Origin of the sequence: Streptomyces sp. MUM 203J (genome assembly GCF_022414595.1) — a bacterium.
In the GTDB taxonomy this organism is placed as follows: Bacteria; Actinomycetota; Actinomycetes; order Streptomycetales; family Streptomycetaceae; genus Streptomyces.
In genome coordinates this window covers 30,636-50,189 of the sequence record NZ_JADWYO010000047.1, presented here as the reverse complement: position 1 = coordinate 50,189, position 19,554 = coordinate 30,636, and the positions used below count along the sequence as shown (strand labels likewise).

25 protein-coding genes and 1 tRNA gene are annotated in these 19,554 nt (G+C 69.7%); 18 read left to right on the top strand and 8 right to left on the bottom strand.

Annotated elements, in window-relative coordinates; all coding sequences use genetic code 11:
- Positions 1-222: 222 nt before the first annotated feature.
- Complete coding sequence (locus I3F58_RS21595) at positions 223-984, bottom strand: GntR family transcriptional regulator (RefSeq protein ID WP_240110313.1); 762 nt, start codon at positions 982-984, stop codon at positions 223-225.
- A 79-nt stretch (positions 985-1,063) separates the two neighbouring features.
- Here I3F58_RS21595 and I3F58_RS21590 point away from each other — a divergent pair, with 79 nt between their 5' ends.
- The 4 genes from I3F58_RS21590 to I3F58_RS21575 all read left to right on the top strand — a co-directional run bounded on the left by I3F58_RS21590 (position 1,064) and on the right by I3F58_RS21575 (position 2,885).
- Positions 1,064-1,342: a hypothetical protein gene (locus I3F58_RS21590; protein WP_240110312.1), complete on the top strand. Its 279-nt coding sequence runs from the start codon at positions 1,064-1,066 to the stop codon at positions 1,340-1,342.
- 271 nt (positions 1,343-1,613) lie between these two features.
- The gene (locus I3F58_RS21585; RefSeq protein WP_184929974.1) at positions 1,614-1,877 is read left to right on the top strand and encodes a hypothetical protein; all 264 of its coding nucleotides are present in this window, start codon (positions 1,614-1,616) and stop codon (positions 1,875-1,877) included.
- Positions 1,834-2,541 (top strand): GntR family transcriptional regulator, encoded by a 708-nt coding sequence (locus tag I3F58_RS21580; RefSeq protein ID WP_240110317.1) that lies wholly within the window; start codon positions 1,834-1,836, stop codon positions 2,539-2,541. Before I3F58_RS21585 ends, I3F58_RS21580 begins: the two co-directional genes overlap by 44 nt.
- Positions 2,538-2,885, top strand: a complete 348-nt coding sequence (locus I3F58_RS21575) for a hypothetical protein (RefSeq protein WP_240110311.1) — start codon at positions 2,538-2,540, stop codon at positions 2,883-2,885. The genes I3F58_RS21580 and I3F58_RS21575 overlap by 4 nt, the downstream gene beginning before the upstream one ends.
- 228 nt (positions 2,886-3,113) lie before the next feature.
- Here I3F58_RS21575 and I3F58_RS21570 read toward each other — a convergent pair whose 3' ends face one another.
- Positions 3,114-3,311: a hypothetical protein gene (locus I3F58_RS21570; protein ID WP_240110310.1), complete on the bottom strand. Its 198-nt coding sequence runs from the start codon at positions 3,309-3,311 to the stop codon at positions 3,114-3,116.
- Between the two features lie 283 nt (positions 3,312-3,594).
- Between I3F58_RS21570 and I3F58_RS21565 the strand changes: the two genes are divergently transcribed.
- A complete protein-coding gene (locus I3F58_RS21565; RefSeq protein WP_240110309.1) occupies positions 3,595-4,356 on the top strand; it encodes a hypothetical protein in 762 nt (253 codons plus the stop codon).
- A 1,603-nt stretch (positions 4,357-5,959) separates the two neighbouring features.
- On the opposite strand, the gene I3F58_RS21560 is transcribed toward I3F58_RS21565, so the two are convergent.
- Together I3F58_RS21560 and I3F58_RS21555 are read right to left on the bottom strand one after the other, a co-directional pair.
- The gene (locus tag I3F58_RS21560) at positions 5,960-6,166 is read right to left on the bottom strand and encodes a hypothetical protein (protein WP_240110308.1); all 207 of its coding nucleotides are present in this window, start codon (positions 6,164-6,166) and stop codon (positions 5,960-5,962) included.
- Between the two features lie 133 nt (positions 6,167-6,299).
- Positions 6,300-6,770 carry an NUDIX hydrolase gene (locus I3F58_RS21555; protein WP_240110307.1) on the bottom strand — a complete coding sequence of 157 codons (471 nt, stop codon included), beginning with the start codon at positions 6,768-6,770 and terminating at the stop codon, positions 6,300-6,302.
- Between I3F58_RS21555 and I3F58_RS21550 the strand changes: the two genes are divergently transcribed.
- The 8 genes from I3F58_RS21550 (at position 6,771) to I3F58_RS21515 (ending at position 11,107) form a co-directional block, all read left to right on the top strand.
- Positions 6,771-7,568 (top strand): GntR family transcriptional regulator, encoded by a 798-nt coding sequence (locus I3F58_RS21550; RefSeq protein ID WP_240110306.1) that lies wholly within the window; start codon positions 6,771-6,773, stop codon positions 7,566-7,568.
- 138 nt (positions 7,569-7,706) lie between these two features.
- Positions 7,707-8,051: a hypothetical protein gene (locus I3F58_RS21545; protein WP_030688073.1), complete on the top strand. Its 345-nt coding sequence runs from the start codon at positions 7,707-7,709 to the stop codon at positions 8,049-8,051.
- Positions 8,052-8,054: 3 nt separating this feature from the next.
- A complete protein-coding gene (locus I3F58_RS21540; RefSeq protein ID WP_240110305.1) occupies positions 8,055-9,410 on the top strand; it encodes an FtsK/SpoIIIE domain-containing protein in 1,356 nt (451 codons plus the stop codon).
- 83 nt (positions 9,411-9,493) lie between these two features.
- Positions 9,494-10,189: a DUF2637 domain-containing protein gene (locus I3F58_RS21535; RefSeq protein WP_240110304.1), complete on the top strand. Its 696-nt coding sequence runs from the start codon at positions 9,494-9,496 to the stop codon at positions 10,187-10,189.
- 14 nt (positions 10,190-10,203) lie between these two features.
- Entirely contained in the window at positions 10,204-10,380 is a 177-nt protein-coding gene (locus I3F58_RS21530; protein WP_240110303.1) for a hypothetical protein, read from the top strand.
- 3 nt (positions 10,381-10,383) lie between these two features.
- Positions 10,384-10,575 (top strand): mobile element transfer protein, encoded by a 192-nt coding sequence (locus I3F58_RS21525; RefSeq protein ID WP_240110302.1) that lies wholly within the window; start codon positions 10,384-10,386, stop codon positions 10,573-10,575.
- 20 nt (positions 10,576-10,595) lie between these two features.
- The gene (locus tag I3F58_RS21520) at positions 10,596-10,754 is read left to right on the top strand and encodes a hypothetical protein (RefSeq protein WP_240110301.1); all 159 of its coding nucleotides are present in this window, start codon (positions 10,596-10,598) and stop codon (positions 10,752-10,754) included.
- An 11-nt stretch (positions 10,755-10,765) separates the two neighbouring features.
- Positions 10,766-11,107 carry a SpdD-like protein gene (locus I3F58_RS21515; RefSeq protein WP_240110300.1) on the top strand — a complete coding sequence of 114 codons (342 nt, stop codon included), beginning with the start codon at positions 10,766-10,768 and terminating at the stop codon, positions 11,105-11,107.
- Here I3F58_RS21515 and I3F58_RS21510 read toward each other — a convergent pair.
- Complete coding sequence (locus tag I3F58_RS21510) at positions 11,104-11,421, bottom strand: Imm51 family immunity protein (protein ID WP_240110299.1); 318 nt, start codon at positions 11,419-11,421, stop codon at positions 11,104-11,106. The two genes, I3F58_RS21515 and I3F58_RS21510, sit on opposite strands and share 4 nt — an antisense overlap.
- 193 nt (positions 11,422-11,614) lie before the next feature.
- Here I3F58_RS21510 and repSA point away from each other — a divergent pair, with 193 nt between their 5' ends.
- From repSA to I3F58_RS21495, 3 genes are read left to right on the top strand one after another with little or no spacing between them, the layout of a single operon-like run.
- Positions 11,615-13,012 (top strand): replication initiator protein RepSA, encoded by a 1,398-nt coding sequence (repSA, locus tag I3F58_RS21505; RefSeq protein WP_240110298.1) that lies wholly within the window; start codon positions 11,615-11,617, stop codon positions 13,010-13,012.
- Positions 13,009-13,218, top strand: a complete 210-nt coding sequence (locus I3F58_RS21500) for an excisionase family DNA-binding protein (RefSeq protein ID WP_240110297.1) — start codon at positions 13,009-13,011, stop codon at positions 13,216-13,218. The genes repSA and I3F58_RS21500 overlap by 4 nt, the downstream gene beginning before the upstream one ends.
- A complete protein-coding gene (locus I3F58_RS21495) occupies positions 13,218-14,357 on the top strand; it encodes a tyrosine-type recombinase/integrase (RefSeq protein WP_240110296.1) in 1,140 nt (379 codons plus the stop codon). The genes I3F58_RS21500 and I3F58_RS21495 overlap by 1 nt, the downstream gene beginning before the upstream one ends.
- Positions 14,358-14,457: 100 nt before the next feature.
- On the opposite strand, the gene I3F58_RS21490 is transcribed toward I3F58_RS21495, so the two are convergent.
- Positions 14,458-14,532, bottom strand: a tRNA-Val gene (locus tag I3F58_RS21490).
- A 178-nt stretch (positions 14,533-14,710) separates the two neighbouring features.
- On the opposite strand from I3F58_RS21490, the gene I3F58_RS21485 reads away from it, so the two are divergent.
- Positions 14,711-15,973: a hypothetical protein gene (locus tag I3F58_RS21485; RefSeq protein ID WP_240110295.1), complete on the top strand. Its 1,263-nt coding sequence runs from the start codon at positions 14,711-14,713 to the stop codon at positions 15,971-15,973.
- Between the two features lie 35 nt (positions 15,974-16,008).
- The gene (locus tag I3F58_RS21480) at positions 16,009-16,227 is read left to right on the top strand and encodes a zinc ribbon domain-containing protein (RefSeq protein ID WP_240110294.1); all 219 of its coding nucleotides are present in this window, start codon (positions 16,009-16,011) and stop codon (positions 16,225-16,227) included.
- Positions 16,228-16,247: 20 nt separating this feature from the next.
- Here the strand turns inward: I3F58_RS21480 and I3F58_RS21475 are convergent, their stop codons facing one another.
- Positions 16,248-17,063 (bottom strand): HAD family hydrolase, encoded by an 816-nt coding sequence (locus tag I3F58_RS21475; RefSeq protein ID WP_240110293.1) that lies wholly within the window; start codon positions 17,061-17,063, stop codon positions 16,248-16,250.
- Positions 17,060-19,525, bottom strand: a complete 2,466-nt coding sequence (locus I3F58_RS21470; protein WP_374208018.1) for a phosphoribosyltransferase — start codon at positions 19,523-19,525, stop codon at positions 17,060-17,062. Before I3F58_RS21470 ends, I3F58_RS21475 begins: the two co-directional genes overlap by 4 nt.
- Positions 19,526-19,554: the final 29 nt, after the last annotated feature.

Below are 19,554 nucleotides of genomic sequence, written 5' to 3'. Positions count from 1 at the left end.
CGACATCCTTCCCACCTGCCCTGTAGGGCAAGCCAGTTCAGATGTCACCCGATCGTGCATCAGACCCGCCTGGTCACGCGTGAGTTTGATGATCACTGGTTCTTCGTCCACATGGTGACCGTACAGCCGAGGTCGGAAGAGTGGCTCTGGACTGGAGTTGCTCTGGAGCGAGCGACCTACAGACGTCACCCGCGTCCGGCATGACGATTCCAGCCACGGACGTCAGTGCCGGTTGGTCGGAACCTCGTAGACGATCTCGCAGAGGGCGGCGGGCACAACAATGTCAGCGGTCTCCACGGGCTGCCCCTGGTCGCTGTAGTAGGTCCGCCGAATGTGTGTGACGAGCGCGGCTTTCGTAATCCCGAGGAGCGATGCTTCCTCGGCGGTCGCTTGCCGCGGCTCGGGCTGCTCCACGGCATGGCTGATGGTGACGCCAATCTGGGCCATCCGGTTCACGACGCCAGTCCCGGCGTGAGGCCCGCCCTCGGGAAGGACAACGAGAGTGCCGCCAGTGAGGTCATACGGCTCCCAACTCGTCGACAACTGCACGGGCCGACCGTCGGCAAGGAACTCGTACACCGTTCGGACGCACGGGTCACCCTCGGCGATGCCGAGCCGCGCCGCGATCTCCGCCGGCGCCGGAACCTTGGCCTCGGTCCGACTCTCCCAGTCACCCTGCTTGCCCAAGGCCTTCATGTCGGCCCGGAACGGCGAACCGCCACCCTGCTCGCGCGCTGACGAGCGGACTACACGCACACGCTGACGGGGCTCCGCGACGTACGTTCCGGATCCCGTCCGCCCCTCCAGGACCCCTTGGGAGATCAGCAGTTCCTGCGCCCGACGGACGACGTTCTCGCCGACGCCGCACTCCTGGCCGATCTGGGCACGCGAGGGGAGCCGGTCTCCGGGCTCCCACTCGTGCTCCGCGATCCTCCGCCGGAGTTCGTCAGCGATGCGGATATACGGCGGCTGCTGCTCAGGCATATGGAAAATCTAGTCCACTAGCCCTAATCTAGTTAACTAACTTCACGCAACGTGATCCCTTGGCGACGGAGGCTCTCCTGTGCCCGCTTCGGCAGCAAGCGCGGAAGACATCGCCGCCAGGTTGTCCACCCTCGGACTCACCACGCGCGTGGAGGAGCACGCCTGTCACACGTGGATCGAAGCGGAGGTGCCGGAATCGCTCCCCGCCGAAACATGGCGGGAGGCCTTGGAAGTGGTGACGGAGGCCGATCGATTCGGACTCCAGGCCAGCAGCTTAAACGGCCGCACCTTATGGGCCGCCATACACAGAACGGTCCCCGCGACGGGCGATGTCCGGGGACCTGGCCATCAGCGATAGGAGCTGATCAGCGTGTTGAACCGTATCTGCCGCGCAGTTGGGCGCACCAGAGTGCGCCCCTTAGGGCCGCCGCACCTTGTGCCGCCGGAGGTCTACTGATGCGAGCGAAAGCCGCCCCCTACCGATCGAGCTCGTGTCGGATCGGCACGCACCACGAGTGCGCGCAGTCCTCGCCCTCCCTGGCACCGGTCGGCGTCCCCGTGATCTACGAGGCGTGTAACTGCCCCTGCCACCCGGCGGCCGACCGGAAAGCGCCGAAGGAGGCGACCCCATGAGGAGCTGGACGCCGAGCGGCGCGCTGGCCTCCAACGTCGAGATCACCTCGGCCAACGTCCAGCGGGGCGACGTCATCCAGATTGGCGGCCAGCCGTGCCGCGTGGCCGACCTCATCCAACTTCCGGGCGGTGCAAAGCGCCTCCTCTTCGAGTCGGGCGAACTGCTGACCATGCACTCCCGAACCCGGCTCATCGCCCTGAGGATGCAGAGAGTTGGTGATCAGCGCCGTGGCCTCTCGCCGTCACGTCATCGCCGATGACCTCAGGGCCCAGATCTCAACCGGCCGCATCAAGGCCGGCGACCGCCTCCCCTCCGAAGCTCAACTCGCCGCCCGCTACACGGTTAGCACGCCGACCCTGCGGAGCGCCCTCGCGCTCCTCCAGGCCGAAGGCCTCGTCGAAAAGGTCCATGGCAAGGGCAACTTCGTTCGTCCCCCTCTTCGCAGGATCACGTACCTCGGCGGCGCCCCGACATTGCCGACTCCGGGCTTGCAGATCAGCGTCCGCACCACCAAAATCCGGGCGCGCGGCCACTTGCCCGTCTTGCTGCGGGTGCCCGCTGGCAGTCCCCTCACCGAATTCCAGTGTCTGAGTCACGACGGAACCTCGCCGCACAGCCTGTCCCGCGTCTACATCCCTCGCGATCTGGCGCCGGCTGTCATACCCGACGAGTCGACCTGGCCCACAACCGTGGCGACGCCACTGGCCGAGGTCGAGGAGAGACTCTGCGCTCGCCTCCCCACCCCGGTGGAAGCGGCAACCCTCCGAATCAGCCCGACCCTCGCCGTTCTGGCGATCACCCGCGTAGCGACCGACACCGCCGGCCGCGTCGTCGAGGCCGCGCTCCTGGCTCTCCCCGGCGACCGCGCGGAAGCCGTCTTCACCACCCACCACACGCCCGAAGACAGAAGGGCCGAAGGATGACGCCCCACAACGAGCTCCGACTCCTCCCATGGTCGGGCCCCGACGGCAAGCCCTGCTTCCTGAGCACCGACGGCACCGACAGCCCCTTGTCCCGCTTGGCCGACCGCACCGAAGCCGCCCAACTCGACATCGCCGCCGAGCTCCTGGAGCACGCCCATGAGGTACTCGCCGACGAGTCGTCGACCCCGGAAGAACTCCGTCTCGTAGCGTCAGACCTCACCGGCGCCCTGCGAGACGCACTCCGCGTAGCCGCAAGCCGCGGCCACCGCCTCCCGACGCCGGGCACCTCCGACCACGGAGACAGCAACGAGGTCCCCGACCTGCCGGCAGGCGCCTTCGGCTAACAGCCGCGCGCCACAACGACACGAAGCCCCGGGCCAAAGCCCGGGGCTTCGCGCACACGGCTCCGGAGGCCGCGTGTACTAAGCACGTCTCTGCCGGTCAGGGGACTGTCGGCCACCGCATGACACGAAGTCGTCCACGAATAGGCCACGTCCCCGCCAGCAACGTTGAGCGCCGAGGGCACCCGGCCGTCGCCCCGCATGCCCTCTTGTGGCACTCGCTGGTCCGTCTCAGTCGGTGAGGAACCTCCGCACGGTGATGCCAAGTGTGGCTGTGCCCAGGAATGCGGCGCCCCCTGCGCCGAGAGCCCCGGGGACCTGCGTGCCAGTGATCCAGAAGAGACCAGTTACAGCGAAGCCGATCGCCAGGGCACCAACCATGATGATCGCTGCCCACAGCCCACGCTGAGACGTGTCGTTGTTGCGCATATGAGTCCAATCGCCTTCATAACAGTCGTTAGAGGGAGCCTCCCCTGCCTCTGAGGTAGAGGCTGACAGGAGCAAAACTCCAGGTCAAACGGCATGACTTGCCATAGTGCAGGACTCCACAGCCATTTGTGTCGACGCTTAGTGCATGATGTGGCAGATTGAATCTTTCTCTGTACAGCAGTGCTCTGACCGTTGCACCGGAAGGCTATAAGGAAGAACAGCAGCACCCCCGTAACACCAGGACCCCCGCACCCCTGTTTCTCCTGCAAGAAGGCAAAAGATCATGGAAATGGACGAGTCGCGCGCTGCGGCAGTGCGCGAACTACGGATGGTGGCAAGCAAGTCACAGCGGACCGGGAACGTGCCCTTCCCGCCTGACTTCGTCATCGCTAAGGAGGGGCAAGACCGTCGCCCGCCGCTGGCTCGGATGATCCAGGGGGGCCAGGGCGGATCCGTGCGGCTGAGCCTCTATCTGTGCATCACGATGATGGCGACGAAGGAACCCTTCAACCTCAGGAAGCCGCCGACGCCGAAAGCGTGGGCGCGGATGCTGAACCTTGATCCACGGAAGGGTGATCGTCGCGTACAGCGCAACCTGAAGTGGCTTGCCGAGAACGATTTCATCAAGTTGGAGCCACGCTGGGGAGGCCCCGCAGAGATTAGGTTGCTGAGCGCTGCCGGCAATGGGCGTGAGTACGTCCGCCCCATCGAACAGAAGGAGAACCGGGGCCGGTATGTCGGGATTCCGGCCGAGTTCTGGACGCAGGGCTGGATCTTGGAGCTGACGCCGACAGCGGTAGCTCTCCTGCTCGTCCTCAGAGAGGCATTGGGCAAGCAAGAGGAGCCGCAGTACATCCCGACGGATAGGCAGCGGCGTTACGGCCTCTCCCCGGACACGTGGACCAAGGCCAACAAGGAGCTGCAGCGCCACGGACTGCTGACGGTCGCTCGGGAGATCCAAGGGAGCACATACGACTATGACAGGTGGAGGAACAGCTACCTGCTGGACCTCGATCGACTGAAGGAACCCCCCGAGGTCCCGTGACCTAGCGGTGCTGCCGACATGGCCGGGAGGCGCGGTCGCGTGTGGCGCCCCCGTCGACAGACCGCACCCGCACCGCGGCGAGAAACACCCCATCTTGCCGTACCGCCACCCCAGGGCGAAAACCGCGTGCTCCTGGGCCCACTACCTGGGGCTGACCTGCTGCCGCTCCCCCGCCCTCCCGTCGTCGTCTGTCACCGTTGGTCCGCCCTGAGCACCCCCGAACGGCCCCCAGACGGCCCGAGGACGGCCCCGCTTCCCCTGCCCACCACTCACCCCGGCTCCCATCCCGTATGCCGTCGACCCACACGTATGTGGAGCGGGCGCGGGTCCTGGCGTCCAGGTGGAGCGCCCCACTGGACGAACGACCTGGACGCCAGGGCTCGTGTCTGCTCGGCTCTGCCTGGGTCGATGGCATGCGGGATGGGAGCCTCCCTGCGCCCGCCACGACGTGCCCGCACCCGCAAGCGGCGCCCCCTCCATCCCGGCGTCGTTGCGCCCCCGCCGGAGGCATCGTTCTGACGTGCACCGGAACAGCCACCAGCACCAGCGCGGTCCTCCTCAGCCGCCACCGATCACCGGTCGCCGCGAACCGCAGTCGGGCAGTGGACCACCAACATCATGGATCTATCGCCGTAGCCTCAATCAGAAGGTAACTGTTCCGTCACTCTCCCTTCATGGCTGCCACCAGTGTCCGACGATGACGTGCAGGACTACACCACCGCACGTTCTTGGGGAACTATGCGCCAGACCAACATCGCTGTCGCAGCCATCAGTGCCGTCAGCCTCGTCCTCACAGGTTGTGGCAGCAATGGAAGCGTGTCAGACGCCAAGCCGCAGGCCGACAAGGAGATCACGCAGAGCAAGGCCCCTGCCACACCCACACCCACACCCACTGAAGAGGAGACACCCGAGGGGCCCTCGGTGTATGAGATCGGAGAGACAGCGCAGTGGGGTACGGACGACATGTCAACCACTGGTGACACAACCGTTGCCAGCTGGCGTCAGCCCGTTTCCAGTGTTGGCTCAGCTGCGGAGGTGAGCGGCGAACAAAGCTACGTGTGGGGCGCACTCGATATCAAAGTGTGCACCGGGAGGGGAGAGGTGTGGTCCTCACATACCGACTGGACCTTGGCTTACGAGGACGGCAGCCGCGTAGAACCTTCGTCGTTGACGTGGGGAGATTTCCCGAAGCCTGAGTTCCCGACCGAGACAAAGGTTCGAGCTGGCGATTGCGTGCGAGGCAAGTTGGTGTTTCCTGTACCTGGCAATCAGAAGCCCGAGCGAGCTCTGTACACCCCAAACGGCGACGGAGCGAGTATTGCGGAGTGGAAGGTCACCTCTCACTAGCCCGGGGTGACCGGGCCTGATGCTTGCATTTGAGAGGTCAGTGGAGCGGCTTTGGGCGGGAGGTGAAGCCGTGGAACCGACCAGCCTCAGCCGCAGAGGGGTTCTCCCACCATCAACCTGAGCCGGGAGGCGTGCGGGACGGCGGCCGGGCTGGAGCGGGGCGGAGACAGGAGCGGCGGCCCGGACGACGGGCCGCACGCGCCGCGCCGTGCGCGGCGAGTGCCTTGATGAAGTAGAGAAAGTCTTACCGCGCCGACTACTGGCGCTCAGCTTGGAACTGGTCGAGCAAGGTGAAGAACAGCTCAATGCCTGACGTGCTAGCAGTTTCGGCTTCGCGCTCGATCTCTACTGCCCAACCCGGCGGAGAGAGGCTGCCGTTCCGCTGGCCAAGCCAAGTGTCGAACGGGGATACATCTCCTGGAGTCCAGAAGGGGAAGTCCTCTTCGGAGTTGTACACCGCCATGGCCACCCTGTAGCCGGCGAGCATGGCGCCCAGGTGCTCAAGGAACCGTGCCGAACCCATCCTTCAGGACGGAGGCGGACCTGGCGCAGGAAGTCGTAGACGTTCTCGAACTTGTCCAGCCGCTTCGGCTCCGTCACGCGGACTTCTCCAGAAGGCGCCGCCCATCGTGGCTTCGGACGTGGGGGCCGTTTCCGTCCAGGGCGTCCAGGAGGCGGATCGCGTAGACCTCGGCCATTCGCTCCTCGACCTCGGCCGGCGTCAGCCAGTCGACTGCGGTGGACTCATCTGAGGTTCGCTCGGTGCCGCCGGAGGGCTTGCAGCGGAAGACCAGGGCGACGATGCCGCGGGTGGTGTTCTTGTAGACGCCGGTCAGCTCGTCCACCTCGACGTGGATGCCCGTCTCCTCCAGGACTTCGCGGGCTACGCCCGCTTCCGGTGCCTCGGTGAGTTCGAGGACTCCGCCCGGGAGTTCCCATGTGCCGTTGTCCGCTCGACGGATGGCCAGGAGGCGGCCGTCTTCGCGCACTACCGCTCCGGCCACGGACACCGAGTGGAGTGGCGTTGACTTTGTTCCCGCGCTCCCGTTACTCATGTACAGGAGCATATGAGAGTGGGTAGGACTGTGGGAACTCCAGCAGGAGCTGGCAGGGCCGTACCTCGGTACGTGCAGATCGCGGACGAGATTGTCCAGCAGATCCGCTCCGGCGTCCTCAAGGCCGGCGACATGGTTCCGAGTGAGTCAGAGCTCGTCGAGCGGTACGGGGTTGCTGGGGGGACTATTCGGAAGGCCATGGTCGAGGTTCGGGCCAGCGGGCTCGTCGAGACCCGTCACGGCAAGGGCTCGATCGTGAAGGACCGGCCTCCCGTACGGCTTCGGTCTTCGGATCGGTTCCGCGCTTCTCATCGGCGGGGCGGCAAGGCTGCCTACCTCGCCGAGTCCGAGCAGTCCGGTGCCACGGCCAAGGTGAGCGTCCTCTTCATCGGGCCTATGGAGGCGCCGGCGGACATCGCTGAGCGGCTTGGTGTCGACGTGGGGACGCAGGTGCTTGCGCGGCGGCGGCTGTACTTCCGGAACGGGACGCCCGTGGAGACCGCCTCGTCGTACCTGCCATGGGACGTGGTGAAGGACATCCCCGAGCTGTTCGCCGAGAACCCCGGCCCCGGTGGCATCTACGCCCGGCTCGAAGACCACGGCCACAGCTTCGCCGAGTTCGTGGAGACCCTTCAGGCTCGGCCAGCCGCGAAGGCGGAGGCGTCCGAGTTGGCTCTGAGCCCTGGCGCCCCCGTGATTCAGCTGGTGCGGGACGCGGTGACTACGAAGGGTCGCGTCGTGGAGGTCTGCGACACCCTCATGGCCGCTGACCAGTTCGTCTTCCAGTACCGGATCCCCGCGACCGACTGACGCTCGCTCAACTCCCCTCAACCCGCTGCGGATTCTTTCCGTGGCGGGTTGACTCATATATAGGAGTGATGCACTCTTCTTCATGTCACTCCTATACAGGAGTGGATGAGTCCAGCCTCTATAGAGGAGCGATCCACTGTGCGTCAGATCCCCGTCGACACCTCCGCCGCGATGGTGATGGTGGCCCAGCCCCCGGCCCCGAAGATCGCCAACCGCCAGACCGGCGAGATCGCCACCGACCGGGACACCGGTGCCCCGCTGATGACGGTCGACGTCATGTTCGTGATGGACGGCAACGCCGAGATCCTCAACCTGACTGTGCCCAAGACCGGCATCTCCGAGGAGCTGTCCATGGGCACCCCGGTCGCCCTGACCGGCGTCGTCGCCCGGCCGTGGGAGAACGAGTTCAACGGCCAGAAGCGCCACGGCATCAGCTTCCGCGCCGTCGCCGTCACCTCGCTCGCCGCCGCGAAGGTCGGCTGACCCATGACCGCCTTAACGGTCACCCTCGCACTGGTCGCCACGGCCGCACTGCTGCTGCGGTGGCAGCGTCCGGCCTGGTACTGGATGAGCTTCGGCGTCATCTTCGCCATGGTGCGGATCCTCGCCCGGTACGCGTCGGTCATGGACGCGTGCGGGCTGACCGTCCCGCCCTCGCGCTGGCGCCTGGCGCTGGCCAGGATGACCGGCCGGCCCATCCCCGACTCGCGGGCACCCCGGATCCTGCGACTGCGGCCGACACGTACCGGGCTCGTACTGCGAGTGAAGCTGCGCCCCGGTCAGGACGCCTTCGACTTCTCCGCCGCCTCAGACCGGCTACGGCACTCGTTCGTCATGCAGAACGTCACCGCCCGAGAGATCCGCTCGGGTGTGGTCGAACTGCGGATGACCGGTTACGACGTCCTCAAGCGGGTGCAGATGCCCGCGGCTGCCCGTGCTGGGGTGATGCGTGTTCCGGTCGCCATGCGGGAGGACGGAGAGGTCTACTACCGCGACTACCGCCAGACCCCGCACGCGCTGAACGTCGGTGCCACACAGTCCGGGAAGTCCGTCTACCAGCGCAATCTTGTTGCCGCGCTCGCTGCGCTGGACGTCGCCTTGGTCGGGATCGACTGCAAGCAAGGCGTTGAACTCGCCCCGCTCGCCCGGCGGTTCACTGCCCTGGGCGACAACCCTGACGCCGCCGCCGACCTCCTCGACGCCTTGGTCGAGCACATGGAGGACGTCTACCAACTGATTCGCCGCGAGCAGAGATTGAGTGCGGATCTACCGGATGCAGAGATCACGGCCGACATCTGGGACCTGCCCGATCACCTGCGACCGACCCCGATCGTGCTCCTGGTCGATGAGGTCGCCGAACTCGCCCTCTACGCCACGAAGGACGAAGAGAAGCGGCGAGATCGAATCATCAGCTCCCTCGTCCGGCTCGCCCAGCTCGGCCGCGCCGCCGGCATCTACCTGGAGATCTGCGGACAGCGCTTCGGCTCCGAGCTCGGCAAGGGCATCACCATGCTCCGTGCCCAGCTCACCGGCCGCACCGCCCACCGCGTCAACGACGAGACCTCCGCCAACATGGCCTTCGGCGACATCGCCCCGGACGCCGTCCTCGCCACGGTCCAGATCCGCACCGACCGGCCCGGCACCGCTGTCGCCGGCGACTCCTCCGGTGGGTGGGTCCGCATCCGCACTCCCCACCTCACGCTCCGGCGGGCCGTGAACATCGCGAACTCCCACGCCCACCGCACGCCCGAGATCCCCGCACTGGACGCCTTCCGGCCCGTCCTGCCGCCCCTGGGCAAAGCCGCGGCGTCCTCGACCGTCACGGCTCCCGCGATCGCCTGAATCCCCTCGCTCCACGGCGGCGTGACCGCATCACGCCAGGTCCCTACCCCGCCCATGCCCGAAACCGGAAGGAGGACCCCCCGATGCGTCCCATCCGCCGACCGGACGCCGTCCTCGTACAAGCCGTGATCGCCGGCGCCCTGTCCTTCGCTCATCTCCACGACCTGGCTGCGGCTGCCGGACAGTCCGGTTGGAAGGCTTGGGCCTATCCGGTCTCCGTGGATCTCCTGCTCGTCGCCGCCTGGCATCGGCTGCGGACCTCGCGGGCCGCCGGTGTGCCTGCCCGCTCGGCCTGGACGTGGTTCATGGTCGCCCTGGCCGCCTCGCTCGGCGCGAACGTCGCCACCGCCGGTCTCCTCGACCTCGGCCACGTTCCCGCCTGGCTGCGCATCCTCGTCGCGGGCTGGCCCGCCCTCGCGTTCCTCGGCGGCACGCTCCTCGTCCACTCCCCCGGGCATCCGGTGGCACCGGTCGAACTCGACACGGCCACCGAGGAGCCCTCGGCCGTGGAAGCCGTCATCGAGCGAAATGACGTAGCCGAACCGGAGCCGGAGCCTGCCACCGCACCGACCCTCCCTTCCCCAGAGCCGGTCCCAGAACCTGCACCGGAGCCCGAACCCGCCCCCGCGGCCGTACCGCCCGCCCTTGTCGCTCACGCCCGAAAGGTCGCCGACGACTACCGCGCCCGCACCGGCTACCCGATCGACGCCGACACCCTGCGCGCCCGCCTCGGCGTCCCGCCCCTGATGGCCAACGCCATCGCCGCCCAACTCACCTGAGAAGGAGATCGACCATGCGCGACTCGACCCGGCACGCCCTGGAGCGCGCCGCCGAACTGACGCGGAACAACCGCCTGTTGGAAGCCATGGCCACCGCCGAGCCGGTGATCACCGCCGCCGACGAGTACGAGTCGGCCGAGATCCGTCAGTGGCTCATCGACCACGCCGACGACTTCACCGGCGAGGCCTGAGCGATGGCCGCTCGCGACCACTTCCACTCCGTGATGCGGATCGGTCCGGTGCAGATCGGCACACACCGCGACCGCCACGGCCGCACCAAGTACGCCGCCGTGTGCACGTCCGACGGCTGCGGCTGGTCCACCGAGTACTCCAGTTCCTCGGCCGCCCAGCTCGCCGCCCGAACCCACCGCTGCAAGCCCCGCTGACCTCGAAGGAGTCCCGCGTCATGGACGTTCCGCTCTGGCTCGCCCTGATCGTCGTGGGCGCCCTCGGCATCAAGCTCATCCGCCCGCCCTGGTGGCTCGTCGCCGTGATCCTCCTCGGCGGCTACCTCCTCGCCGACAGCGTCCTCGCCCCGCTCATCGACAACACGATCAGCAAGTAGGGAGAACCGTCATGTTCCAGCCGCGCATCCCGGTCAACCCGCTTCCGACCGGCATCGTCACCCCGCTCGTCCAGCCGACCGTCACCGCCGACATCGCGCCCCGCCACACCGCCGATCCGGTGGCCTGCAACCACCACGCCCCGGCCCCTGCACACGTCCTGGCGACGTCTTCGGCCCTGCGCCTCACCCCGGCTGGCCTGGCTGTCGTAGTTGTCGGCGGCGCCGGAACCGTCCTCGTCGTCGGCACGGTCCTGGTCTCCATGCTCCTCGCCGTCGCCATCAGCGCCGCGTCGGTCGCCGTCTGCGCCGTCGTCCTGCGCTCGCTCCTCAACGGCCAGCGCCGACAGCGCTAGTCGTCGAACTCGAAGCCCGATGCCTCCGCACGGGCAATGATGTCGCGGACTGCCTCAGGGCTCGTGATGACGGCTCCAAGGGCAGCCTTGAGTCGTGCGAGGTCGCTCGGACTCCCGACCGCGCAGAACATGCCGCCCTCGCTGTCGAAGTCGAGGTCCTCGGCAATGTCCGGCCAGGCGAACTGCACGAGACCTTCCCAGAAGTACCCGTTCGGCTCATGCCCGGCGGCAGCTACGGCGTCATCGGCAGCCAAGCCGCCAGCGTTCAAGGTCAGCGAGTGCTCGCCGTCGAAGTCATGCAGGTTGATCGTCACGGCGTGATCCTCGCCCCGCCCTCTGACAGAGCTACCGATCCCTCGGGCCGCCTCATCCGGTCCCTCCCTCTGCCGGTCCGGTGGGCCTCTCCGGTCACCGCACTAGCCAGCTTCCGGGCGGCTCAACCGCCAAGTCTCCGCCGCCCGGAAGCCCCGCCCCTACCCAGTTCGCAGAACCAGAAGGAAGCACTCCATGATGACCGTCCCAGCCGCCTCGTCGGCGGGGTTCGACACCTCCACCCTGAGCGACATACTCCGAGTGGCCGGGTCCCCTAGCTTCGACCGTTGGCGCGAGCAGATCCACCGCACCGGCGGCTGCTCCCACCCCATCCACCTCCAGGGCTGGACCCTCACCCGGGACAAGACCACCGGCGAGACCCTCCACCGGTACTCCACCGACACCGAACCGGACGCCCGACTCCGGATCGCCTGCGGCAACCGCCGGGCCTCCCGCTGCCCCGCCTGCGCGTGGACCTACGCGGGCGACACCTACCACCTCATCCGCGCTGGCCTCGCCGGTGACAACGCCCGGGACATCCCCACCACCGTCCGCGAACACCCCCGCGTCTTCCTCACCCTCACCGCCCCGTCCTTCGGACCGGTCCACAACCGCCCCGGCACCCGGCCCTGCCGCTGCGGCATCCGCCACGCCGAGGACGACGCCGCCCTCGGCACGCCGCTCGACCCCGAGTCGTACGACTACGCCGCCGCCGTCCTCTTCAACAACCACGCCGGGCAGCTCTGGCAGAGGTTCACGAACCGTCTCCGCCGGGAGATCGCCGCCGCGGCCGGCCTCTCGCAGCGGGAGCTCAAGGCGGTCGCCCGGATCTCGTACGGGAAGGTCGCCGAGTTCCAGAAGAGGGGCGCCGTCCACTTCCACGCCGTCGTCCGCATCGACGGCCCGGACGGCCCCGACTCCCCGCCGCCGTCGTGGGCGACCACCGAGCACCTCACCAACGCCATCCGCGCCGCCGCCACCCACGCGTACACGACTGTCACCGTCCCCGCTGCCGGCAACCAGTCCACCCGCCGCCTCCGCTGGGGCAGCCAGCTCGACATCCGGCCCGTGAAGGCGTTCGGGGATGGCTCCGACATCACCGAGCAGGCCGTCGCCTCCTACATCGCCAAGTACGCCACCAAGGCCGCAGAGACCACCGGCAGCCTCGACCGCCGAATCGGCAACCGTGAGGCCCTGGTCCTCCTCGGCGTCCCCGACCACACCCGCCGCCTCGTCGAAGCCTGCTTCGACCTCGATCCGCTCTACCCCGACCGCCGGCTCCTGGCCTGGGCCCACATGCTCGGCTTCCGGGGGCACTTCTCCACCAAGTCCCGCCAGTACTCCACCACCCTGAGCGAACTCCGCCAAACCCGCGCCGACTACCGCGCCGCCCAGGAGCGCACCGCCCGCGGCCTGGACGACATCGAGCCGGACACCGTTCTCGTCCTCACCTCTTGGACGTACGCCGGCCAGGGCCACTCCCCCGGGGAGGCCGTCCTCGCCGCCTCCATCGCCCGGGACATCCAGCTCAATCGCGAAACCGCCCGCGAAGCCCTGCGCGACCAACTCGCCCTGGAAGGAGCAACCGCATGACTGACCGACTGCTGACCGTAGGCCAGGCCGCCGAACTCCTCGGCACCACCGAGAGGTTCCCGCGCCGGCTCATCGCCGAGCGCCGGATCGTCTTCGTCAAGGTGGGGCGGCATGTCCGCATTCCTGAGCGGGCCTTGGAGGAATTCGTCGCTGCTCACACCGTCCAGCCGATCACCACTCGTCGCCGATTTGCGGCGGTGGCCTGATGGCGAACAGCAAAGGCAAGCGCCGCCGCTTCGGTGCCGTGCGTAAGCTGCCGTCAGGACGATTCCAGGCTCGCTATCAGGGGCCCGACGGGCTGACGCGATCGGCTCCCGAGACGTTCGCCTCGCAGACCGATGCCGATCGGTGGCTCGTCCGCAAGGAAGCGGAGATCATCGACGGCAAGTGGAAGAACCCGGACGACAAGGTTCTCTTCGGGGTGTACGCGGATGCCTGGTTCAAGGAACGCGACTACGCGGCGACCACCCGCGAACGCAACGGCAGCGCGCTGCGCCTCCACATCCTGCCGACCTTCGCGGACTTGGCCCTGAGTGAGATCACGACGCCCCAGATCCGCCGCTGGCGTGCGGTACTCCTGGAGTCCGGTGTCGGTGAGCCGACCGTGGCCAAGGCTTATCAGATGCTCCGAGCCATCCTGAACACCGCGGTCGACGACGAGGTGATCCAGCGAAACCCCTGCCGGATCAAGGGCGCCGGGGCGGCCAAGACAGCCGAGCGACCTTTCCTCGAAGTCACCGAGGTCTTCCAGATCGCCGACGCTGTGCCGGCGCGTTTCCGGGTGCTCATCCTCCTGGCAGCCTTCACCGGTCTCCGCTTTGGGGAGCTGGCCGCGCTCCAGCGCCATGACATCGACCTCGACCGGCGAACCGTCGCCGTACGGCGCGCTCTGGCCGAGACCCGGACGGACGGCATCGTGGTGAAGACGCCCAAGAGCGCGGCGGGCGTGCGCACCGTGGCCTTCCCGGCCTCGCTGGCGGAGAGCTTGGCCACGCATCTCGCCGTCTACGTCAAGCCGGGTCGTGACGGGCTGCTCTTCACCGGGGCACGCGGTGGCCTGCTACGCAGGAACAACTTCCGCCGCCTGTGGCTCCAGGCTCTGAAGACCACCGGCCTCGGAGACGTCCACTTCCACGATCTGCGCCACACCGGGAACACCCTCGCCGCGACCGGCGGCGCCACGACGCGTGAGCTGATGCAGCGGATGGGGCACTCGTCGGTGCGGGCCGCGCTGATCTATCAGCACCTGGTGAACGGGCGTGACCACGCCATCGCCGCTCACGTCGACGAGCAGATCAGGAAGGTCCGGCCGGCCGAGTCCGGCGACGACCCATCTGGCACGTAACTGGCGCGACGCCTCTCCCCTGCCCCTGCGGCCGGGGAAAGAACAAGGCCCAGGTTCCCGGTTCAGTACCGGTGACCTGGGCCTTTGTCTATCTACCTGCTGGTGGGCGCGGACGGTTTCGAACCGCCGACATCTGCTTTGTAAGAGCAGCGCTCTACCCCTGAGCTACGCACCCGTGGAAGGAGTCAACAGCGTACATGGCGCACGGGTGGGGTTCGCAAACCGCGGGCGGGGAGGGGGTGGCCTCCGTCGCGGCGCGCGAACGGAACCGCTCTGTTGTTCGTCGTACCTGGTGGGAGAATGGACGCGGCCCGATGGGTCGGCGCGGACACGTACGGTGACGGGGAGCGGATGTGACGAGCGGGGCCGGTGGCGGTGGGCGGCGCTGGTTCGGGGGCGGGCGCGCCGAGAGCCAGCGGGCCGAGGCGCAGGCCGCGAAGGACGCGGCGGCGGCGGCCTTCTACGAGCTGGACACCGCCCAGCGGGGCCTGAGGATCTCCATCGAGACGATCACCGCCGTGGACGGCTCGCCCCCGGCGCGCCGTGCGGTGGAGGAGTTCACCGCGCTCGGGCACCGTATCGACGAGGTGAGCCACGCGTACATCACGGCCGTCGACTCCTACGACCTGGACCGCGACGGCCTGGACTCGTCCGTCGCCGCACGCGCGCGGACGGAGCTGACGCGGGCGCGCGACGAGCTGGTGCGGGTGCAGGGAGAGCTGGAGCGGTTCGAGCAGCGGCTCACCCCACTGCTGGACAAGGCCGAGACGCAGCTCGCCCGGCTGGCCCCGGCGGTCGAGCGGGCCCGCGCCGCGCTGCTCGGCGCCAGCAACGCGCTGGACACGGCCCGCGCCGCCGGGCTGCGCGCCGAGGATCTGGCCGCCCGGCTCGCCGCCCTCGGGCCCGAGCTGACCCTGCTCAACCAGGGCGCCGGGCGGCACGGCGTGCAGGAGACCCTGCACCGCGCCGACCGGGTGGTGCGGGACGCCGAGGTCATACGGGTGGAGGCGGAGCGGCTGCCGGAGCAGGCGGCCGAGACGGACAGACGGCTGGTGTCCCTCCGTACCCGCGCGCAGGCCCTCGCCCACCGGGCGGCGTCCGTCGAGCCGGTGCTCAGCGAGCTGCGCCGCCGGTTCAGCGCCGCCTGCTGGCAGGACCTCCAGCCGGTCCCGGCGCGGGCCGCCGAGAACGTGCGGCGCGCGGAGGAGAAGCTGGCGGAGGCCGCGCGGGCGCGCGCCGAGCAGCGCTGGGCCGACGCGACGGCGCTGCTCGCGACCGTACGGGCGTTGCTCAACGCGACGGACGAGGACGTGTCGGCCGCCGGTGAGCGGCTGCGGCGGCTGGACGCGGTCGCGAAGGACCCGCAGCAGGAGGTCGAGCGCACCCGGTTCGCGATCCGGGACGCACAGCGGTTCGCCATGGCCGGCCGCCACACCCCGGACCCGCGCCACGCCCGTCCCCTGGACGACGCGGTGGCCCGCCTCGACCGGGCGCTCGCCGGGCTGGAGGGGCGGCACCCGGACTACTGGCACTTCCTGACGGAGACGGAGGCGGTGCGGGCGACGGCGGCGCGGGTCGTGGACCAGATCCGTGAGGAGCGGTCGTCGTCTCAGTGAGCGGGGGCCGGGGCGCCCCCGACTACCCTGTCCCCATGCCTCGTTACGAGTACCGCTGCCGCACCTGCGGCGACACCTTCGAGCTCAGCCGCCCGATGGCGGAGTCCTCCGCCCCCGCCGACTGCCCCGCGGGGCACCCCGACACGGTCAAGCTCCTGTCCACCGTCGCCGTCGGCGGAACCGCGACCGCGACGGCCGCGCCGGGTCCCGCGGGCGGCGGGGGCTGCTGCGGCGGCGGGTGCTGCGGCGGCTGACCGGCCCGCCGCGGCCGGGTTCACCCCACCGCCGCCAGGAACCGCCGCAGAATCTCCTCCCCCGCCCCCACGCCCCGCACGGCCAGTGCCTCCACCTGGCCGGCACGCCACTGCGTGTCGGCCAGTTCGCCGTGCCCGGGACGCCAGGCCCGGTCCGCCGCCAGCAGCAGATCCGCGTCCAGCAGCGAGTCCCCCGCCGCGAGGACGGTGTCCGCGCCGGTGCGCCGCGCCACCTCCCGTACCGCCGCGCTCTTGGTCAGCGGCTTCGGCACCGCGTACACCTTGCGGCCCTGGAGCGACACCGTCCAGCCGCGTGCCTCCGCCCACACGGACAGCTCGGCCAGCCAGCCGTCCGGCAGCAGTTCGCGCTCCACGACCAGGTACGCGAACAGTTCCTCGGCCACCCGTTCCTTCAGCAGCCACGCCGGGTCGGCCACGGCCCGCAGGTGCGCCCGCACCTCGTCGAGCGGCGCGCACTCGGCGGCGAGCCGGGACGCGACGCCGGCCCGCCAGTCACGGTCCGGCTCGCCGTCGACCAGCAGGTGACCGCCGTTGGCGCAGATCGCGTACCGGGGCGGCGGCCCGGGCAGCCGGACCCGCCGGTACTGCTCGCGGGTCCGCGTCGTGACCGGCACGAACGTGGCCGTCTCCGCCTCCGCCAGTTCGGCCAGCAGACCGGCGGCGGTCTCGGTGACGTACGAGAGCGGCTTGCTCTGGTACACCTCCACGCACAGCAGCCGCGGCGCCTCCGCGTCGGGCACGGTGAGGGCGAGCGCGGGCGCCGAGTAGATGAGCGTCCGGTCGAGGTCGCTGGCGACCAGTGTCCGACGGGTCACGGTGCCGTCACCGCCCGGCCGTCGACGCCGGTGGCGCCGCGCGTGTACTTCGGGTGGATCAGGCCCACGCAGGTGTACGGCAGGCCGTCCACCTCCTCGACCGGGACGCCGCGCTGCTCCGCGAGGAGCCGTACGTGGTCGAGGTCGGCGCCCGCGCCGCGCTGGGCCAGGACCTTCCAGGGGACGCGGCGCAGCATGACCCGGGTGGTCTCCCCGACCCCCGGCTTGACCAGGTTCACGTCGTGGATGCCGTACTCCTCGCTGATCCGCTCGACGGCCGCCCAGCCCTCCCAGGTGGGGGTGCGGTCGGCGGCCAGGAGGTGCTCGACGTCCGCGTCGACGGCGGCGGCGACCTCGTCGAAGCGTTCACTGACGGTGTCCAGGAAGTCCGTGGACACGTCCACGTCCGCCAGCTCCCGGTAGAACTTGGCGCCGTGGTAGTCGTACCGGCCGACCAGGTCGGCACGCAGGACGGTACGGGAGACCAGGCCGGAGACCGTCGAGTTGAGGCATGCGGAGGGGATGAGGAAGTCCTCGCGGGTGCCGTAGGTGCGGACGCACGAGCCGGGGTCGGCCAGAACGGCGATCTCCGGGTTGAAGTCCGGGAAGTCCGCCAGGGCGGCGGCGAGTTCGCGGGTGATCGCGCCCTTCCCCGTCCAGCCGTCGACGAACACGACGTCGGCCGGGTCGTGACGGGCGCGCAGCCAGCGCAGGGCGTTGGTGTCGATGCCCCGGCCCCGCACGATGGACACCGCGTAGTGCGGCAGGTCCAGGCCGTGCCGGTGCAGCGCCCAGCGGCGCATGAGCACTCCGACGGGGGTGCCCGCCCGGGCCAGCGACACCAGCACGGGGCGCCGCGTGGGGGTCCCCCCGCCTGGGCGGAGCCGGGAGTGGGAACGTTCGGCCAGCACCGTCTCGGTGACCGTGCCGACGGCCCGGGCGATCCGGGCGGCGGAGGTGCCGAGGGCGGCGCGGAAGAGCTTCTGGTACCGGTCGCTGGGCTGGTACTCGATGGGCAGCGACTCGGCGTAGTGCGCGCCGCCGTTCTGGACGGCCTCCTCGCGCTCCTCCGTCGGCGCCTCCAGCTCGACGTCCGACAGGTCCTGGAGGAGCCAGCCGACCTCTTCGGGGGCGTAGGAGGAGAACGCGGGGCCGCGCAGCGGCTCGGGCAGCATGGGGGTTCTTTCCGGTGGGGACGGATCCTGGGCGGACGGACCCGGGGTGTACGAGGGGACCGTGGCCAGCACGACGTGCGGGATGTGCGCGGCGAGCTGCGCCGGCAGGCCGCCGGGGGCGTGGAGTCCGGGCGTGTCGGCGGCCGAGTCGACGACGAGGGCCACCGCGTCGAAGCCCATGCCCGCGACGTTGTAGGCGTACCGGTCGCCGGGGCCGTCGGCGGGGTCGTCGTGGGCGGGGAAGACCAGGCGGCTGCGGATCGCGTAGCCGGGGTCGTCCACAGCGAGGACGGGTGAGCGGGTGGTCGTGGAGAACCGTATGTGGGCGTGCGGGGCGCGTTCCTCCAGCGCGGCGGCCAGCGCGATGGGCGCGTACATCAGCTCTTCGCAGCCGAGGACCAGCACGCGGGGCGCCCGGGCGACCTGCCCCGAGGCGGGCTGTCCGAGGCCCAGCGCCTCGGCCAGCCGCCCACCCATCGCGGGCAGCGCGGCTTCCAGCCGGGCCCGGTGCTCGGGTGTGAAGCCGTGGCGTCCCCCGTCCGGCAGCCCGTCCGGCCAGCCGAGGTCCACCCGCCGTACCCGACCGGGTTCCCCTGCCTGCGCGGGTGCGGGCGTCTCGTGGGCGGCGACCAGATCCCGGCCCCGCTCCAGAACGTCCTCCGGCAGCCGGACCGTTCCCGCGGCGAGCGCAACCAGGTCCACGCGCGCGCCGATCTCGGCGGCGAACTCCGCCAGCCGCCCCCGGTCCGCCGCCGACCTCATGTCGACCAGCGCCACGATGACGTACCGCTCGCGGGGGAACCGTTCGTGCAGCGCGCGGACGGTGTTGAGGACGGTGTTGCCGGTCGAGAACTCGTCGTCGACCAGTACGAGCGGCCCGGGCCGGGAGAGCAGCTCCGGGTCCTCGGGGAGGAGGAGGTGCGAGGTGTGGTGCGAGTGCGACTCCTCGAAGCCTCCGGCCGGGGCGACCCCGGGCACGGGGCGACGGGTGGAGTGCAGGTACGGCGCGAGGGCCAGGCCGTCCGCCACACAGTGGCCCAGGCCGGTCGCCGTCTCCGCGTAGCCGAGCACGACGGCGCGGCGCGCCTCGGCGTCGCCCAGCAGCGCACGGACGCGGAGCCCGAGCCCGATTCCGGCGCGGCGCACGACGGCGGGGCTCTGCGGGACGTGCTTGCCCAGGACGTTGGAGACTAGGAGGTGGGCGCGCTTGGGGTTGCGGCGCAGGGCCAGCCCGAGGAGCCCGCGCAGTTCCTCGCTCCCGGAGGGTCCGTGGCCGTGGAGTTCCACCCCCAGCCGCTCGGCGACCCATGTTCCCG

Excerpts from the sequence above, each read along its gene's own strand:
- I3F58_RS21480 (WP_240110294.1), top strand. The coding sequence starts at position 16,009 with ATGCCTCGTTACGAGTACCGCTGCCGCACCTGCGGCGACACCTTCGAG.
- I3F58_RS21585 (WP_184929974.1), top strand. The coding sequence starts at position 1,614 with ATGAGGAGCTGGACGCCGAGCGGCGCGCTGGCCTCCAACGTCGAGATC.
- I3F58_RS21555 (WP_240110307.1), bottom strand. The coding sequence starts at position 6,770 with ATGCTCCTGTACATGAGTAACGGGAGCGCGGGAACAAAGTCAACGCCA.
- I3F58_RS21525 (WP_240110302.1), top strand. The coding sequence starts at position 10,384 with ATGGCCGCTCGCGACCACTTCCACTCCGTGATGCGGATCGGTCCGGTG.
- I3F58_RS21500 (WP_240110297.1), top strand. The coding sequence starts at position 13,009 with ATGACTGACCGACTGCTGACCGTAGGCCAGGCCGCCGAACTCCTCGGC.
- I3F58_RS21495 (WP_240110296.1), top strand. The coding sequence starts at position 13,218 with ATGGCGAACAGCAAAGGCAAGCGCCGCCGCTTCGGTGCCGTGCGTAAG.
- I3F58_RS21515 (WP_240110300.1), top strand. The coding sequence starts at position 10,766 with ATGTTCCAGCCGCGCATCCCGGTCAACCCGCTTCCGACCGGCATCGTC.
- I3F58_RS21520 (WP_240110301.1), top strand. The coding sequence starts at position 10,596 with ATGGACGTTCCGCTCTGGCTCGCCCTGATCGTCGTGGGCGCCCTCGGC.
- I3F58_RS21530 (WP_240110303.1), top strand. The coding sequence starts at position 10,204 with ATGCGCGACTCGACCCGGCACGCCCTGGAGCGCGCCGCCGAACTGACG.
- I3F58_RS21575 (WP_240110311.1), top strand. The coding sequence starts at position 2,538 with ATGACGCCCCACAACGAGCTCCGACTCCTCCCATGGTCGGGCCCCGAC.
- I3F58_RS21540 (WP_240110305.1), top strand. The coding sequence starts at position 8,055 with ATGACCGCCTTAACGGTCACCCTCGCACTGGTCGCCACGGCCGCACTG.
- I3F58_RS21560 (WP_240110308.1), bottom strand. The coding sequence starts at position 6,166 with ATGGCGGTGTACAACTCCGAAGAGGACTTCCCCTTCTGGACTCCAGGA.
- I3F58_RS21565 (WP_240110309.1), top strand. The coding sequence starts at position 3,595 with ATGGAAATGGACGAGTCGCGCGCTGCGGCAGTGCGCGAACTACGGATG.
- I3F58_RS21595 (WP_240110313.1), bottom strand. The coding sequence starts at position 984 with ATGCCTGAGCAGCAGCCGCCGTATATCCGCATCGCTGACGAACTCCGG.
- repSA (WP_240110298.1), top strand. The coding sequence starts at position 11,615 with ATGATGACCGTCCCAGCCGCCTCGTCGGCGGGGTTCGACACCTCCACC.
- I3F58_RS21570 (WP_240110310.1), bottom strand. The coding sequence starts at position 3,311 with ATGCGCAACAACGACACGTCTCAGCGTGGGCTGTGGGCAGCGATCATC.
- I3F58_RS21550 (WP_240110306.1), top strand. The coding sequence starts at position 6,771 with ATGAGAGTGGGTAGGACTGTGGGAACTCCAGCAGGAGCTGGCAGGGCC.
- I3F58_RS21535 (WP_240110304.1), top strand. The coding sequence starts at position 9,494 with ATGCGTCCCATCCGCCGACCGGACGCCGTCCTCGTACAAGCCGTGATC.